Origin of the sequence: Arenibacter amylolyticus (assembly GCF_002150785.1) — a bacterium.
Taxonomy (GTDB): domain Bacteria; phylum Bacteroidota; class Bacteroidia; order Flavobacteriales; family Flavobacteriaceae; genus Arenibacter; species Arenibacter amylolyticus.
The window spans coordinates 1-15,946 of the sequence record NZ_MTAZ01000009.1 but is presented as its reverse complement, the minus strand read 5'-3'; the positions used below and the strand labels follow the sequence as shown (position 1 = coordinate 15,946).

At 39.2% G+C, this 15,946-nt stretch carries 13 protein-coding genes and 1 other RNA gene; 9 read left to right on the top strand and 5 right to left on the bottom strand.

Annotated elements, in window-relative coordinates:
- Positions 1-42: 42 nt before the first annotated feature.
- Together BV214_RS05465 and leuB are read left to right on the top strand one after the other, a co-directional pair.
- Positions 43-1,215: a 2-isopropylmalate synthase gene (locus BV214_RS05465; RefSeq protein ID WP_086476490.1), complete on the top strand. Its 1,173-nt coding sequence runs from the start codon at positions 43-45 to the stop codon at positions 1,213-1,215.
- The gene (gene leuB, locus BV214_RS05460) at positions 1,216-2,334 is read left to right on the top strand and encodes a 3-isopropylmalate dehydrogenase (RefSeq protein WP_086476489.1); all 1,119 of its coding nucleotides are present in this window, start codon (positions 1,216-1,218) and stop codon (positions 2,332-2,334) included.
- Between the two features lie 33 nt (positions 2,335-2,367).
- On the opposite strand, the gene BV214_RS05455 is transcribed toward leuB, so the two are convergent.
- Complete coding sequence (locus BV214_RS05455) at positions 2,368-3,603, bottom strand: peroxiredoxin family protein (RefSeq protein ID WP_245806751.1); 1,236 nt, start codon at positions 3,601-3,603, stop codon at positions 2,368-2,370.
- A gap of 244 nt (positions 3,604-3,847) precedes the next feature.
- Between BV214_RS05455 and pheT the strand changes: the two genes are divergently transcribed.
- Both pheT and BV214_RS05440 read left to right on the top strand, forming a co-directional pair.
- Positions 3,848-6,277 (top strand): phenylalanine--tRNA ligase subunit beta, encoded by a 2,430-nt coding sequence (gene pheT / locus BV214_RS05450; protein ID WP_086476488.1) that lies wholly within the window; start codon positions 3,848-3,850, stop codon positions 6,275-6,277.
- A 349-nt stretch (positions 6,278-6,626) separates the two neighbouring features.
- Positions 6,627-7,373: a hypothetical protein gene (locus BV214_RS05440; protein ID WP_245806750.1), complete on the top strand. Its 747-nt coding sequence runs from the start codon at positions 6,627-6,629 to the stop codon at positions 7,371-7,373.
- Between the two features lie 214 nt (positions 7,374-7,587).
- On the opposite strand, the gene BV214_RS05435 is transcribed toward BV214_RS05440, so the two are convergent.
- Positions 7,588-9,216 (bottom strand): ABC-F family ATP-binding cassette domain-containing protein, encoded by a 1,629-nt coding sequence (locus BV214_RS05435; RefSeq protein ID WP_086476485.1) that lies wholly within the window; start codon positions 9,214-9,216, stop codon positions 7,588-7,590.
- 173 nt (positions 9,217-9,389) lie between these two features.
- On the opposite strand from BV214_RS05435, the gene BV214_RS05430 reads away from it, so the two are divergent.
- The gene (locus BV214_RS05430; protein ID WP_086476484.1) at positions 9,390-10,778 is read left to right on the top strand and encodes a transaldolase; all 1,389 of its coding nucleotides are present in this window, start codon (positions 9,390-9,392) and stop codon (positions 10,776-10,778) included.
- Between the two features lie 202 nt (positions 10,779-10,980).
- Here BV214_RS05430 and fsa read toward each other — a convergent pair whose 3' ends face one another.
- The 3 genes from fsa to ffs all read right to left on the bottom strand — a co-directional run bounded on the left by fsa (position 10,981) and on the right by ffs (position 12,725).
- Positions 10,981-11,634 (bottom strand): fructose-6-phosphate aldolase, encoded by a 654-nt coding sequence (gene fsa, locus BV214_RS05425; protein WP_086476483.1) that lies wholly within the window; start codon positions 11,632-11,634, stop codon positions 10,981-10,983.
- 72 nt (positions 11,635-11,706) lie between these two features.
- Entirely contained in the window at positions 11,707-12,516 is an 810-nt protein-coding gene (locus BV214_RS05420) for an SDR family oxidoreductase (protein ID WP_086476482.1), read from the bottom strand.
- A 110-nt stretch (positions 12,517-12,626) separates the two neighbouring features.
- Positions 12,627-12,725, bottom strand: an RNA gene (gene ffs / locus BV214_RS05415) — signal recognition particle sRNA small type.
- Positions 12,726-12,935: 210 nt separating this feature from the next.
- Here ffs and BV214_RS05410 point away from each other — a divergent pair.
- The 4 genes from BV214_RS05410 to BV214_RS05395 form a co-directional block, all read left to right on the top strand.
- Positions 12,936-13,976, top strand: coding sequence for a glutaminyl-peptide cyclotransferase (locus BV214_RS05410; RefSeq protein WP_086476481.1), 1,041 nt, complete (start codon positions 12,936-12,938; stop codon positions 13,974-13,976).
- A gap of 1 nt (position 13,977) precedes the next feature.
- Positions 13,978-14,376: an acyl-CoA thioesterase gene (locus BV214_RS05405; RefSeq protein ID WP_086476480.1), complete on the top strand. Its 399-nt coding sequence runs from the start codon at positions 13,978-13,980 to the stop codon at positions 14,374-14,376.
- Positions 14,377-14,750: 374 nt separating this feature from the next.
- Positions 14,751-15,482, top strand: a complete 732-nt coding sequence (locus BV214_RS05400; RefSeq protein ID WP_086476479.1) for a LytR/AlgR family response regulator transcription factor — start codon at positions 14,751-14,753, stop codon at positions 15,480-15,482.
- A 140-nt stretch (positions 15,483-15,622) separates the two neighbouring features.
- On the top strand, positions 15,623-15,946 hold a 324-nt coding region (locus tag BV214_RS05395; protein ID WP_140157723.1), incomplete at its 3' end, for a hypothetical protein.

Genomic DNA, 15,946 nt, shown 5'->3' with positions numbered 1-15,946 from the left:
AGTAGTATATTCGTAAAGTGCATATAAAATTACGCAAATATAATGAGCAAAGATAAGGTACATATTTTTGATACGACACTTAGGGATGGGGAACAAGTACCCGGATGTAAATTGGATACGGAGCAAAAATTGATCATCGCCGAAAGACTGGATGTATTGGGCGTGGATGTGATTGAAGCAGGGTTCCCAATTTCTAGCCCAGGGGACTTCAATTCCGTTCATGAGATTTCTAAACTAGTAAAAAATGCAACGGTTTGTGGGCTAACCCGTGCCGTCGAAAAAGATATTGAAGTTGCAGCCCAAGCCCTGAAAAGCGCTAAAAGGCCTAGGATACATACAGGAATTGGTACATCGGATTCACATATTAAGTTTAAGTTCAACTCCAACAAAGACGCCATTATAGAAAGGGCTGTTGCGGCGGTAAAATACGCTAAGACCTTTGTAGAGGATGTGGAATTTTACGCAGAAGATGCAGGACGTACGGATAATGAGTTTTTAGCTAGGGTCTGTGAAGCAGTAGTTAAGGCCGGAGCAACGGTATTAAACATTCCAGATACCACTGGATATTGCCTACCAGAAGAATATGGAGCCAAGATTAAGTATCTAAAGGAAAATGTTACCGGTATTCACAAGGCCATCCTTTCCTGTCACTGTCATAACGACCTTGGTTTGGCCACTGCCAATTCCATCGCAGGGGTAATTAACGGTGCAAGACAAATTGAATGTACTATCAACGGTATTGGGGAAAGAGCAGGAAACACCTCCTTAGAGGAAGTGGTGATGATCTTAAGACAACACCCTACCTTAAATTTGGATACCAATATTAACAGTAAGCTGCTTTATGACACCAGCCAGATGGTAGCCCAAAAAATGGGCGTACTAGTACAGGCCAACAAGGCTATTGTAGGTGCCAATGCTTTTGCCCATAGTTCTGGGATCCACCAAGATGGCGTCATTAAGAATAGGGAAACCTACGAAATTATTGATCCGGCTGATGTTGGGGTCACAGAGTCTTCCATCGTTCTTACAGCAAGAAGTGGTAGGGCTGCTTTGGCTTACCGTGCTAAAAACGTAGGATACGAACTTACCAAGACCCAGTTAGACGAGGTTTATAAGGAGTTTTTAAACTTCGCCGACAAAAAGAAAGAAGTTATGGACGAAGATATCCATGAGATCATTGCTTCTAGTGGAATCTCAATAGAAATTACAGCTTAAATGAATCTGAAAATTGCAGTTTTAGGCGGAGATGGAATTGGGCCAGAAGTTTTGGCCCAATCCCTTAAATGCCTGCGTGCGGTAGAAGAAACCTTTCATCATCAATTTACATTTACGGAAGGTGATATAGGAGCTATCGCTATGGAAAAACATGGCAAGCCCCTACCCAAAGCCACCATTGACCTCTGCAGAGCTTCGGACTCCATACTTTTTGGCACCATCGGCACCCTAAAATACGATGAGAATCCCAGTGCCAAGGTTCGTCCGGAACAGGGATTGTTACAACTGAGAAGGGAGCTAGAACTTTTCGCCAGTATTAGACCGGTAAAGGTATTTCCAACCTTGGTAAACAAATCGCCCTTAAAGAAGCATGTAATTTTCGGAACGGATTTTATAATATATAGAGAACTCACCGGAGGTATTTATTTTGGTGAGAAAAAATTAAGACAGGACGGTACCATAGCCTCCGATCTATGTGAGTATTCCGAAAAGGAAATCAGTAGAATTGCCCATTTAGCTTTTAAGGCAGCAAAAAACAGAAGAAAAAAACTCACATTAATAGACAAGGCCAATGTATTGGAAACCTCTAGACTATGGCGTAAGGTAGTTACCAGAATTGGGGAGAGCTACCCAGAAGTAACCCTAGAGTTTCTTTTTGTGGATAATGCGGCCATGCAAATGATGTTGCACCCCAACCATTTTGATGTGATACTTACAGACAATATGTTCGGGGACATCTTATCGGACCAGGGCAGTGCCATCTGCGGCACCAAGGGATTGTTACCTTCTGCCTCCATTGGAAGCGAGCACGCCATGTTTGAGCCTTTTCATGGATCTTATACCCAAGCCGAAGGAAAAAATATTGCCAATCCCATAGCCTCTATTCTTTCTACCGCAATGATGCTTAGTCATTTTGGCCTACATGAGGAATCTAACGCCGTAGTAACAGCCGTGGACAAGTCCATGAGACAACAGGTTGTTACGCGCGACTTGGATGCTACCAGTAAATATGGGACTAATGAAGTAGGTGATTACATCGCAGCCAACATCATTGATTCTGACGAGAATTATAACTACAACTACGAAAACATAGGACTGGGCAAGTCTACCATTATATAAGGAGGCCTGCCCATTACCTAGACTTACTTATCATTATTCCTCTGCCAATAACTCATCTATAAAGCTGTAAAAGTCTTTTTTAAAGCTCAGATAATTATTTCCTGTAGCCGGACCATTAAATCCGGTATGTATTTTTCTAACCGCTCCCTTTCTATCTAAAATAATGGTAGTTGGGTATGATAGAATATGGTTTAGCATGGGGAGCTTATCCTGCGCCAGGGATTTATCCGAACTCGCGTATTGCGCTAGCAAAATAGGGTACTCCACCCCTATTCTATCCTTTAATCGATTGATGGCTTTAAAGGCAGCTTCCGGCGTTTTCACATATTCAAATGCTAGGGCTACCACACTAACGTCTTTGCTTTTGTTTTCTTCCAAATACTCCACCAAAAACTTAGTTTCATCCAAGCAGTTAGGACACCAGGTCCCCATTATTTGCACTACCACCACTTGGTTTTTAAACTGCTCATCTTCCAAGGATACCATATTTCCATCCGCATCCGGGAAACTAAATTCCAATTTATCATACCCCTCCTTTAAATAGGTAAGCCCATCGGCTTCGGGCAACTGAAAGTTTTCGTTTCTTTTGGCCGAAAAAGGCGCCTGAAAATGATTCCCAGAGTAAAACACTCCATCTATAAGGCTATCCGAGACCTTGGCTTTAAACAAATAGGCATGAGCACCATTAAAAGTAGATAGCTTTAAGGAGTCGCCTTGCTGTACTCCCTCTAAAAATCTGTAATCCCCAGTAGTGGTCCTAAATGTTCCAGTAACCCTACCATCTAGCTGTTTAAATACTCCTTCGGCCATGTACTGTTTTTCCGTATTGGGATTAAAAACTGTTTCCCAAGCCCCAGAAACATTGTACTTGGGTTCTTCCCCGGTCTTAAAACGCTCTGCTACCCCATAGGTAGCTCTAAAGGGTACTTTTCTCTCCAAATTATCCATTGCAAAGACACCCTTCATCAATTTTGGGGTATATGTTCCGCTAAGGTAACCTTCAAAAACAGGAAGTTTTATTAGGAAAGAATCTTTAGTCAAGGTAATTTCATCCACATAAATCACTTCATCAGCATTGTACACTTCCATGGTGACCTTCCCATTTTCATCTTGGTACAGTTTAAAATTAAAAGGGAGATCGTAATCATCTTGGGTTTGGAGTTCTGCCAGCCAAATTCCCTCCTTTAAGGAATTAGTTCTAGGCTCTCCGCAAGAGACCAACAGCACAGTAAAGCAAAAAATTAGGGTAATCCGAATGAAATTATACACTTTTGTAATTTTATAAATAGGTTAAATCTATGTAGCACAAAGTTACAACTTACCTATGAAAGTATATACCAAGCAATGCTAGAAATGACTAGGGGACTCCAGTGAATTTTATATTGGTCCCCATCTACCATTTTTAGGGAGTTGAGCGATTCCAGTTAAAGGGATAAAAAAAAGACAATATAGTAGGCTACCTATTGAATGTCTTGCGGCATTGTTTTATATTTGACCTCTGTAAAAATAAGCAATGAAAATATCTTATAACTGGTTAAAACAGTTTCTAAAAATTGATTGGGATTCCCAAAAAACAGCGGGATTATTAACAGACCTTGGTTTAGAGGTGGAGGGCATTTCTTCCTTCCAATCCATTAAGGGAGGATTAGAGGGAGTAGTAGTAGGCGAAGTGCTTAGCTGCGTTAAGCATCCCAATGCAGATAAACTACAAATAACCACCGTAGACGTTGGCCAGGAAAAGCCTTTACAAATAGTTTGCGGGGCCCCCAACGTTGCCGTAGGACAGAAAGTACCGGTTGCCACTATAGGAACCACCTTATATACTAAGGAAGGGGAATCCTGGAAGATTAAAAAAGGAAAAATCAGAGGGGAAGAAAGTCATGGGATGATCTGCGCAGAAGACGAGCTTGGTCTAGGAGAAGGCCATGATGGCATTCTTGTACTACCAGACACCCTCGCGGTAGGAACACCTTGTTCCGACGTTTTTGAAGTGGAAGACGACGAAGTTTTCGAGATAGGCCTAACCCCCAATCGGGCCGATGCCATGAGTCATTTTGGGGTTGCCAGGGATTTGAAGGCCGGACTTAAGCAAATGAACATCCAAAAAGAATTGATTACCCCACCGGTAACCAATTTCAATATTACCAATCGCTCTCTTAAAATAGATGTAGAGGTAGAGAATAGTGAGCTGGCCCCAAGATATTGCGGAATCACCATTAGCAATCTTATCGTGGAGCCTTCTCCAAATTGGTTGCAAAACAGGCTGAAAGCCATTGGACTTACACCAAAGAACAACGTGGTGGATGCCACCAATTATGTGTTGCACGAATTGGGACAGCCGCTGCATGCCTTTGATACCGCTAAAATTAAAGGCAATAAAATTGTTGTAAAAACACTGCCCAAAGGAACTAAGTTTACCACTTTAGATGGGATAGAACGCACCCTTAGCGACGAAGATCTAATGATCTGCGACACAGAAAGACCACTTTGTATTGCTGGTGTCTTAGGTGGAGAAAACTCGGGAGTTACAGACGCTACCAGCAGCATTTTCTTGGAAAGTGCATTTTTTAACCCCGTAAGTGTACGGAAATCCGCAAAAAGGCACAGTATTAACACCGATGCCTCCTTTAGGTTTGAAAGGGGTATTGATATTGACAATGTAGAATATGCCTTAAAGCGAGCTGCCTTACTTATCCAGGAAATTGCAGGCGGGGATATTACTTCGGATATTGCAGATTTTTACCCCAAGAAAAAAGACGACTATCACGTATTTCTTACGTTTAACAAAATTGATAAATTAGTAGGACAGGAAATTTCTAAAGATACCATTAAGTCTATCCTTGCCTCCCTAGAGATCAAAGTAAAGAACGTAACCGAATCCGGTTTGGGCTTGTCTATTCCTTTTTACAGGGTCGATGTTCAGCGCGAAGTGGATGTCATAGAAGAAATACTACGTGTATATGGTTACAACAACGTAGAATTTACGGAGAAACTGAATGCCTCCGTGGCTCCAGCGTCTAAGTTTGAGGACTTTAAAATTCAGAACATTATTGGTAACCTATTGGCATCCAATGGCTTTAACGAATTACTATCCAATAGTCTCACCTCTCCGGAATACCATAAATTAACCGAGGACCTTAAGGAAGAGCAGACCATTAGGATGCTGAATCCCTTGAGTACAGACCTCTCTGTAATGAGACAATCCATGCTCTTCTCAGGATTAGAGGCAGTAGAACACAATGCCAATAGAAAAATGCACAATCTCAAATTCTTCGAATTTGGGAAGACCTACCATCAGCTTTCAGATAGTAGGGCAGAAAAGAAGCATTTAAGCCTTGTAATCACAGGCAACAGAATGGAAGACAGTTGGACCGCTCCAACCCAGAAATCAGATTTCTTCTTCCTAAAAGGTATGGTGAAAAATATCTTAAGCAGGTTAGGACTTCCCGAGTACGAATCCGAACCCACCACCAGAACCATATTTTCTGAAGGTATCTGCCTAAAAGTAGACAGTAAGGAAGTAGTATCACTTGGGGTGATAGAGAAATCCATAGCCACCGCCTTCGATATTAAAGAAGAGGTTCTTTATGCCGATTTTGATTGGGATTACATTTTGGAGTTAGTGGGACAAGGAAAACCAATCCTATTCAAAGAAATTGCCAAATACCCTGCGGTAAAGCGAGATTACGCCTTGCTGATAGACAACAATGTGACCTTTAAGCAAATTTATGATATTGCTCGGGAAACGGAGAAAAAGCTATTAAAAAATGTAAGCTTGTTTGATGTGTATACCGGCAAGAGCTTGCCAGAAGGAAAAAAATCCTATGCTGTAAGCTACACATTACGGAATGAGAAAGCCACCTTAACGGATAAGCAAATAGATGCCATTATGAATAAATTGCGCAAGCGATACCAAGAAGAATTGGGTGCCGAACTAAGATAGCCCCTATAATATCTTTAAAAGGGCAACAGCGATTCTAAAAAGCTTCCTCCTTACCTAGTGGTAAGTTCTTGGCAAACTTTCATCACTGTTGCCCTTCTTTTATTCTAGTTGGCACCCTACATCACAACAGCGCGCCACCCCATCATTCCCGAAGAAAATAGTCAATAGCCCAAAGGCACTCTATTTTTGAACCAACCCCCAAAAAGCAGCAATATTCTTTAAAGGCACACCTATAACTTTAGGTTTATCACCATTACTAAAGGGCGCTTCCCATTTTGGTATGAGTAGGTTACAAAGCACAGAATTTATGATTTTCTCCCATGCAATGAGACCATAATTTATTAACTTTATGATTATTGCGATAAATGAAAGAGATATGTTGCTGCAAAAAACCAATATTCAGAAAAAGCTTATTATCACTAAGCAGAAGGATATTACCTCTGATACCATACTACAAGAGGTACAAGATATTTTAAGCAAGGTAGATTCTGATCGGGCAAGAATCGCTGAAAATTTAGCCACCAAATCGGCCACTGCTTCCAATCAGTTTAATTTTGACCTATTGGAAACATCGGAAATCTATTCCATTCGTCATATTAAAAAAATTGCCATAAACTATCGACTTCGGTTTTTGGATTCTCAATATTTTAAAGGTGAAATTCCCCAAGAAGCCCTTTCCAAAATAAGAAGCTTAGAAAAGAAGCACGGGTTAGAATTGAAAGGGTATAAAATTCTTGCTCCTTCCAGACTCTTTAAATTAAAAGATCCGGACGATCCCATTTTATTTGTCCCTATAAACAACGACTACTACTACTTAATACATAAATGGGGCAACGATCTACATCCATTTAGAAAAGCGTTTATGTGGCCTTACAAAAGCATGGGAAACCTTCTTGTATTTATACTTCTCCTTAGCTACCTCCTTACGCTGATAGTACCTCATGCACTTTTTTCCAAAACAAGCTCTACGGCCCAATTCCTAATAATTTACTTTTTTATGGTTAAATCTGTAGTAGCAATGGTGGTCTATTACGCTTTTGCAAAGGGCAAAAACTTTAGCCCCGCAGTATGGAACAGCAGGTTTTTAAAGACATAGCGCTCATCTATTAAGCAAAATCCGCCAAAGCGACTAAAATAATACATATAGCCAAGGGATCTGTTCTACCTTTTATTTTTAATAATTCTGTCAAAAAAAAAAAGTCTTTATTCCGCCCTCCTGTATTTCTAAGCGAAAAACAGTTGGGAAACAATGGAATAACGACTTTATAATTTATACCAAACGAATAATTCGCGCTAGTACTCTATCTACCCTAGGCAGGAACGGAATACATTTTATCTCGCTGTTCCTTTATGGTCTTGTCAGACATGTACTCTTCAAAACTCATATAGCGATCAATACATCCTTTTGGAGTTAATTCAATAATTCTATTTGCCACAGTTTGTGCAAATTCGTGGTCATGAGTAGTCAATAACACAGTCCCCTTAAAGTTTTTCAAGGAATTGTTGAAGGTTGTAATACTCTCCAAGTCCAAGTGGTTGGTAGGTTCGTCTAGCATCAGCACGTTAGCTCTCATCAACATCATCCTACTAAGCATACACCTAACCTTTTCTCCTCCGGAAAGGACCGTACATTTTTTCAAGGCCTCCTCACCACTAAAGAGCATTTTCCCTAAAAACCCTCTAATACTTACTTCCTCTCTTTCCTCCTCGGTTTTAGCATATTGCCTTAACCAATCCACCAAATTAATGTCGTCGTTAAAGAAACCGGAGTTATCTGCTGGCAAATAAGAATGGGTAGTGGTTACCCCCCATTGAAATTCACCACTATCCGCCTTACGATTATCATTAAGTATTTCATAGAATGCCGTAGATGCTCTAGAATCTCTGGAGATAATAGCAACCTTATCCCCTTTAGCTAGGTTAATATTTACATCTTGGAATAAAACCTCCCCCTCCTCAGAAGTGGCGGAAAGCTTCTCTATATTCAATATTTGATCTCCTGCCTCCCGCTCTCTTTCAAAAATGATAGCTGGATACCTCCTACTTGAAGGCTTAATATCCTCGACGTTCAGCTTGGATAACATCTTTTTCCTGGACGTAGCCTGCTTACTCTTAGCAACGTTTGCACTGAAACGTCTAATAAACTCTTGCAGTTCCTTTGCCTTCTCCTCTGCTTTTTTGTTCTGTTGAGCCCTTTGTCTGGCAGCTAACTGACTACTTTCGTACCAGAAAGTATAGTTCCCCGAGTAAAGGTTGAGTTTTCCAAAATCTATATCCCCAATATGGGTACATACCGAATCCAAAAAGTGTCTGTCGTGAGAAACCACGATTACGGTATTGTCATAATTGGCTAGGAAATTTTCCAACCAACTGATAGTCTCATAATCGAGGTCGTTGGTAGGCTCATCCATGATTAATACATCCGGGTTTCCAAAAAGAGCTTGGGCCAACAATACCCTAACCTTCAATTTAGAATCCATGTCTGCCATGGAAGTAAAATGCAGGTCTTCCGTAATCCCTAAGTTAGAAAGTAGGGCTGCGGCATTGCTATCCGCATTCCATCCATCCATTTCTTCAAACTGGACCTGTAGCTCTCCTATCCTCTCTGCATTCTCATCATTGTAATCTGCATAGAGCGCATCTATTTCCTGTTTAATTTTAAATAAAGGGGCATTTCCCATTACCACACTTTCCAATACCGTATGCTCGTCATAGGCGTTGTGGTTCTGTTCCAAAATGGACATTCGTTTTCCAGGCTCTAAATATACTTGTCCCGAAGTAGGGTCTATCTGGCCAGATAATATTCTTAAGAAAGTGGATTTACCTGCGCCATTGGCACCAATAATACCGTAACAATTGCCTTGGGTAAACGCAACGTTTACGTCGTCAAATAGAACCCGTTTTCCAAATTGCACGGATAAGTTTGATACTGATAGCATAAATGAAGTTTTATATTTTGTGCAAAAATAACGAAAATTCCCCCTTCAAACCAAGTATATTGCTCCCGCATTATCCCCCACTCTGCAAGGGCTGATAGATATTTAACTCACTATTAACAGCCAGTATCTATTCCGTTTGTTAGATTTGTTAACAATAAAGCTGCTATTCAAATATGAATAAACCTTTACTCTACGCTTTTATACTTGCTTTTGTTGGTTGTAGTACAGAAGTGAAAAAGTCCCAAAATGTATTTTTCGCCGGTGAAATAATCAATCCCACTAGTGAATACGTGGTGCTTTACAAGGATGAAATCGTTATAGACTCTGCTAAACTAAATGATGAAAACAAGTTTTCCATTGAGTTGGAATCCGTTGTGGAAGGCCTATATCATTTTGATCACCACCCAGAATTACAGTATGTATACCTGGAAAAGGGTGACAGCTTATTAGTGCGATTAAACACCAATAACTTTGATGAATCCCTCATCTTCTCTGGAAGAGGCAAGGAAATCAATAACTTTTTACTAGAATTATTTCTGAGTACAGAGGAGGAAGTTCCTACTATTTATTCTTACGCCCGTCTAGATCCCATGGATTTTTCCAATAAAATAGATTCGCTGAGGAATATAAAGACCTCTACTTTAAATGTATTGCAAAAAGAGGCAGCGCTATCGGATAATGCCATCGCTTTAGCCCAAGCCAGTATTGACTATAACTACTATAACTACAAAGAAAAATATCCCTTTTGGCATAGAAGGGTGTCCGGTAAAAAATCTATCCCCGAGCTAGACGATGATTTTTATGGGTATAGAGAAAACTTAGATTACAATTTAGACGGCCTTGCCTATCACAGGTATTATTACAACTACCTAAAATCGCACATAGACAATCTAGCTTATATGGGATGTGCCAAGGATTGCGAGGGGAGTCACCGGGAAATTATTGGCGACAAATTGCATTTCAACCAACATAAATTAGCGGTAATAAACGATTTGGTGAAAACTAAAAATTTACGCGACAACCTTTTTAGAAGTGTAGCCATCTATTATCTAATCAATATACACGATACCACAGAAAACATAGAAGCCTTTATAAAGGATTTCCAGAAATATTCTTCCAACAACCAACATATATCGGAAATAGAAGCTGTATACGAAGGCGTGAAAAACATGCAGCCGAACAACAAATTACCAGAAGTAATGGTCTTTGATAATGGCGAAAATTTAATAAGTCTTCAAGAAATAGCAGAAAAGAATAAGAATGTTGTTTTCTATTTTTGGTCTGGGACCCAGGAACAACATTTTAAAAATATCATTAGAAGAGTAGATGAACTTAGAAGCCTTCACCCAGAATACACCTTTATAGGGATCAATTGCAATACTGAGATGAAGCGATGGCAAGCCATGCTCTTTACCTATGATCTGGATTTAGACACCCAATACAGGACGGACGATTTTGAAAATCTTAAGTACACGTTGGTTATCGGTGGTCTCAACAAAGGCATTATTACCAAAAACGGACGAATTGTAGATGCATATGCCGATTTATATAGGAGTTTTTAAACACCTCTAGGCAGAAGATCTTCCTAAGTTTTACTACAATCCCTTTTCCCCAGTTTTTTATAATTAACAGCTTGCCTAGATTTCTTTTCTAAGATATACACTCCTAAACCGTACTATCTCTTTGCAAAAGCTAAATTATAGGCATAAAAAAACCCCATAAGCAAAGCTATGGGGCTAGATTACTTACCTTTTATCGGGTAAATTAATTTCCTTTTTTGTAATCTTCCAAGAATTTAGCCAAACCGCTATCTGTTAATGGGTGCTTTAGCAACCCTTCTATAGAAGAAAGAGGTCCTGTCATAACATCGGCCCCAATTTTTGCACAATCAATAACATGCATAGTATGCCTAACGGAAGCGGCCAAAATTTCGGTTTCAAAAGCATAGTTATCATAGATATGTCTGATTTCTGCAATCAGGTTTAAACCATCTGTAGAGATGTCATCCAACCTTCCAATAAATGGAGAAACGTATGCAGCTCCTGCCTTTGCAGCTAACAATGCCTGACCTGGAGAAAATACCAATGTACAATTGGTTCTAATTCCCTTATCAGAAAAATACTTAATCGCTTTAATACCATCCTTGATCATTGGAACCTTAACTACAATCTGTTCGTGTAATTCGGCCAATTCCTCACCTTCCTTTATAATGGATTCAAAATCTGTAGAGATTACCTCAGCAGATACATCACCATCTACTATATTACAGATATCCACATAGTGCTTTAATATATTATCCTTCCCCGTAATTCCTTCCTTGGCCATTAAGGATGGATTGGTAGTTACACCATCCAAAACTCCCAATTCCTGGGCTTCTTTTATCTGTGCTAAGTTTGCCGTGTCAATAAAGAACTTCATAATACTTGTTTTATTAAATTATTAATGCTGCCATCATTTATTAAATGGAACAGCTGTAAATCTTGTGCAAAATTACAATTTATAATGGTTCATCAGCAGTTTCTCATACATTTTGTCAGGTAGTATTTTTTTGAGAAACAAGGAAAATTTCTGCATAAACTCCCCAACCGTATAATGAACCTTAGGATTTTTAGTCTGAATTATTTTGTGGACCATCCGCGCAACCAATAGAGGGTCTTGCCCAGCATCTACATGCTCGTCCATCATTTTTAGGGTGTTTCCATAAGGCTTTTTATAAGGTGACGACTCCAAAACCGGTGCGTGATATCTTCCTGCGGCAATATTGGTAGCAAAATCTCCGGGAGCAAGATTGGTAAAATGGATTCCAAAATCCTTGGTTTCCATTCTCATGGCCTCGGTTACTAATTCTAGCGCTCCCTTGCTGGCAGAATAAATCCCCCTATAAGGCAGCCCCATATAGCCCGCAATAGAAGTAATATTAATTACAAGCCCCGAATGTTGTTTCCTCATAAATGGTAAAACAGCCTTAGAGACATGTAGCGGACCGTTAAAATTGGTGTCAAAAGCTTTTAATATCTCCTCATGTGGCATTTCCTCAATGGGACCTGTTATTCCAATCCCAGCATTGTTCACCAACACATCTACCCTACCTTCCTTATTAATAAGCTGGTCTATTGCGCGTTTAATACTTTCTGGTTCCCTAACATCGAGTTCTAGAAGTTCAAAATCATTAAAATGGGGGTATTTGGCTAAATTCCGGGTAGTTCCATATACTTTAAACCCCTTGGACTTTAAGTAAACCCCTATGGATTTACCTATTCCAGAAGAACCACCTGTCACCAGTACAACCTTTTGCTGCATTCCTATAGTAAATAAGTCCGCAAATTAAGGAATAAATGAAGAGTGAGACGGAATTTTGAAAGAAAAAAGAGAAGTGCTTTTTGGCTTAAAATCTAAATTTAGGGAACAAAAAATGGCAAGCTACCTACATCGCACCGCTACAACCATATACCCTTGCTGCGTTCCCACCCTGGGGGATTCTACAGGAGCTGGTCGTGTAGGACTTGCCGCTGCAAATATACAAAGTTTTAAATTTTAAACAATCCTTTTTCCCATCTTAATTATATTAAATAACTTGCCCTTAAAAAACGGCCTGGAAAACCAAAACATGAAGAACTGAGTCTGAGTGGCCTACAAAAAGATGTCACTTGATTTTAGCCCCAACAACGGCATAAAAATTTTTTAATTAAACCTATTTCATAACCTAAATTTGGTGAAAAATGAACTTATTTAAAGTAAACCTCCTTTTTCTAATTCCCCTATTCTTTATGGCATGTGGTGGCCAAACGGATCCCAGTAAGCTTTTTGAGATCCAATTGGAAGAGAACCAAACAGCCTTTCAAAAGAACCAAGAGGTCCATATCTCCATAGAGAATAAAAAAAATAAGAAAATAGATCAAGTCACTTACTATATCAATCAGGACGAGCTAGCCGTTAACGATAATAGATTAAAATTGGATATACCACAACTCGGTGCCAAGACCATTACTGCCAATATCAGTTATGAAGGTAAAAATGTAGCAGTGAGCAAAGACATAAAACTTTTGGCAGAAAACGCTCCTGAGATTTACACCTATGAAATAATCAACGAATACCCCCATGATAATACCGCCTACACCCAAGGCCTAGAGTTCTATAAGGACACGCTTTACGAAAGTACCGGAAGGAAAGGGCATTCCAGTTTACGGAAAGTAGATTACAGAACAGGAAAAGTGCTTCAAAAAATAGCCTTGGAAGACCAATATTTTGGGGAAGGCATTACCATTATGGACAATAAAATATTTCAGCTTACTTGGCAAAGTGGAGTTGGATTTATTTACGACCTTCACCAGTTTAAGAAGATTGGCAGCTTTAAATACAATGAAAGCAAAGAAGGCTGGGGATTGTGTAACGATGGCAACAAAATATTTAAAAGTGACGGAACCCAGAAAATTTGGTTCCTAAACCCTGAAACCATGGCAGAAGAAGGTTATTTTGAAACTGTGACCAACACCTCCATTTTTAATAGGGCCAATGAACTGGAATACGTAGATGGTAAAATCTATGCCAATGTTTACCAAAAGGAAAGTGTAATGATCATAGATGCCCAAAGCGGCGCCATAGAAGGGGTGGTTAATTTTGGCGGACTCAAAGAGCGGGTTACCCAACACCAAGCTCTAGATGTCCTTAACGGCATTGCCTATCACCCAGAAAGAAAGACATTTTTTATAACCGGTAAAAACTGGGATAAATTATTTGAGGTGAACATTCTAAAAAAATAAAATGGGCGTATACACAAAAACACTTAAGGTAGTACAGGACGACTTGGACGACTTAGAACATGTGAACAATGTTAGGTATGTTCAATGGATGCAAGATATTGCCAAGGAACACTGGAAAGCCAAAGCACCTAAAGAACTGGTGGAAGAAACCGTTTGGGTAGTACTCACCCATCATATTACCTATAAGAATGCAGCAAAACTAGATGATGAAATTGTCCTAAAAACATATATCGAAAAAAGTAGGGGCGCCATTAGTACACGTGTGGTTGAGATGTTCAATAAAGAAACCGATCAATTATTGGTAAAAGCCAAAACGGAATGGTGCCTACTAAATTCCAAAACCTTAAAACCTATGCGGATAGCAGCAGAAATTGTGAGTGTTTTTGTTCAAAATCCATAAGCCCTCCCCTTCCCTCATAGTGAGAACTCCTAAAACCCCTAACTTCTTAATCTCCAAAAGATAAATATTTTAGCAGCTAATCAAATGTATTCTTTCCCCAGCTCACCGATTCCAATGCTGCCCCAGCGGCACAATTGAGCATTCCCCATAAGCAAAACCTTAATCTATGTAAGGTTGAAAAAGAAACTCCTCAATATTCGTTGGTAAGTATTAGCCAAGAATCGTTTTTATAAAGAGATAAACCTTCAATACAGGTAAGAACACACTTACTTTTAAGGTGCATTTCATCGAAAATACTAAAACCTTAGTTTTTCTAAGGTTTAAACCCATTTAAAGCCTGTTGGGATTCTTAATTTGCGTAAAAATAACCAACAATGGAGTACACCTATACCATTCTGGATTCGGACGCGAAGTCTAATTTACAACTACAACATTATTTGGAGGAGTTCAATGATTTTACGTGCAAGGGGGTGGTCAAAAATTATAACGACGGCCTGGATACCATCCTTAAACAAACTCCAGACATAGTATTTGTACGTTTAGATGAAAATGCACCTCAGTATTTCCAAATGATTGTGGAGTTACATCAATATTTGATTGAAATTCCACTGTTCATTGCCCTAGCCTCTTCAAAAAAGCATGCTTACCAAGCAATAAAGAATCATTTCTATGATTATTGGTTATTGCCATTCAACGAATTTGAAATTAGAAAGACAATCTTTAAGCTAAAGATGAGGATGCCTAAGGAGGCACAACCCAAAACCTTGCTACTTCAATCTTATAAGGATTACCGCTATTTAAATACTTCAGAAATAATGTATTTACAAGCGGATAACAATGCCACCGATTTTTTTATGCAAGACGGAAGTACTATTAGCGCATTTAAAACGTTAAAGACTTTTGAAAATAGTCTACCGTCCAATTTTGTCCGGATCCACCAAAGCTATATCATTAACACCAGCTTTGTATCCAGGATTAATTATGGCAAGGGAATATGCACCTTAAAGCACCATAAACTACACTTGCCTTTTTCCAGAACATATAGGAGTAATGTTGAAAATTTAAAGCATCATCTTTCTAAAAACTCAATATCTACCCTGAATTAGTACGATACTCGCAGACTTTACCTATCTACTAGTAAAAGTATGTATTTTACTATAGATTTTTCTTACGCATTATTTAAGCGCAGTGTCTTCACTAATTTAGCAGAAGAAATAAAATATAACCCTCGAAATATCATCTACTTATGAAAAATTTAGCCGGAAGTTTAGCACTAATATTATTGAATGCAGGAATCATAGCTGCCCAAGAAAAAGAAATGACATCCAATTCCATTGAGCGTCTTAATATTGAGACTCATGTGAATTATATAGATAATGCCGTAGCAACCGACAGGGATATCATCATCAAGGATAGAAGAACAAAAGAGGACGGTCAGAATATCAACTTTGAAGCAATCAATTTTGACAATGCCGTAGCAACCGATAGGGACATCATCATCAAGGATAGAAGAACAAAAGAGGACGGTCAGGATTTCAACTTTGAAGCAATCAATTTTGACAATGCCGTA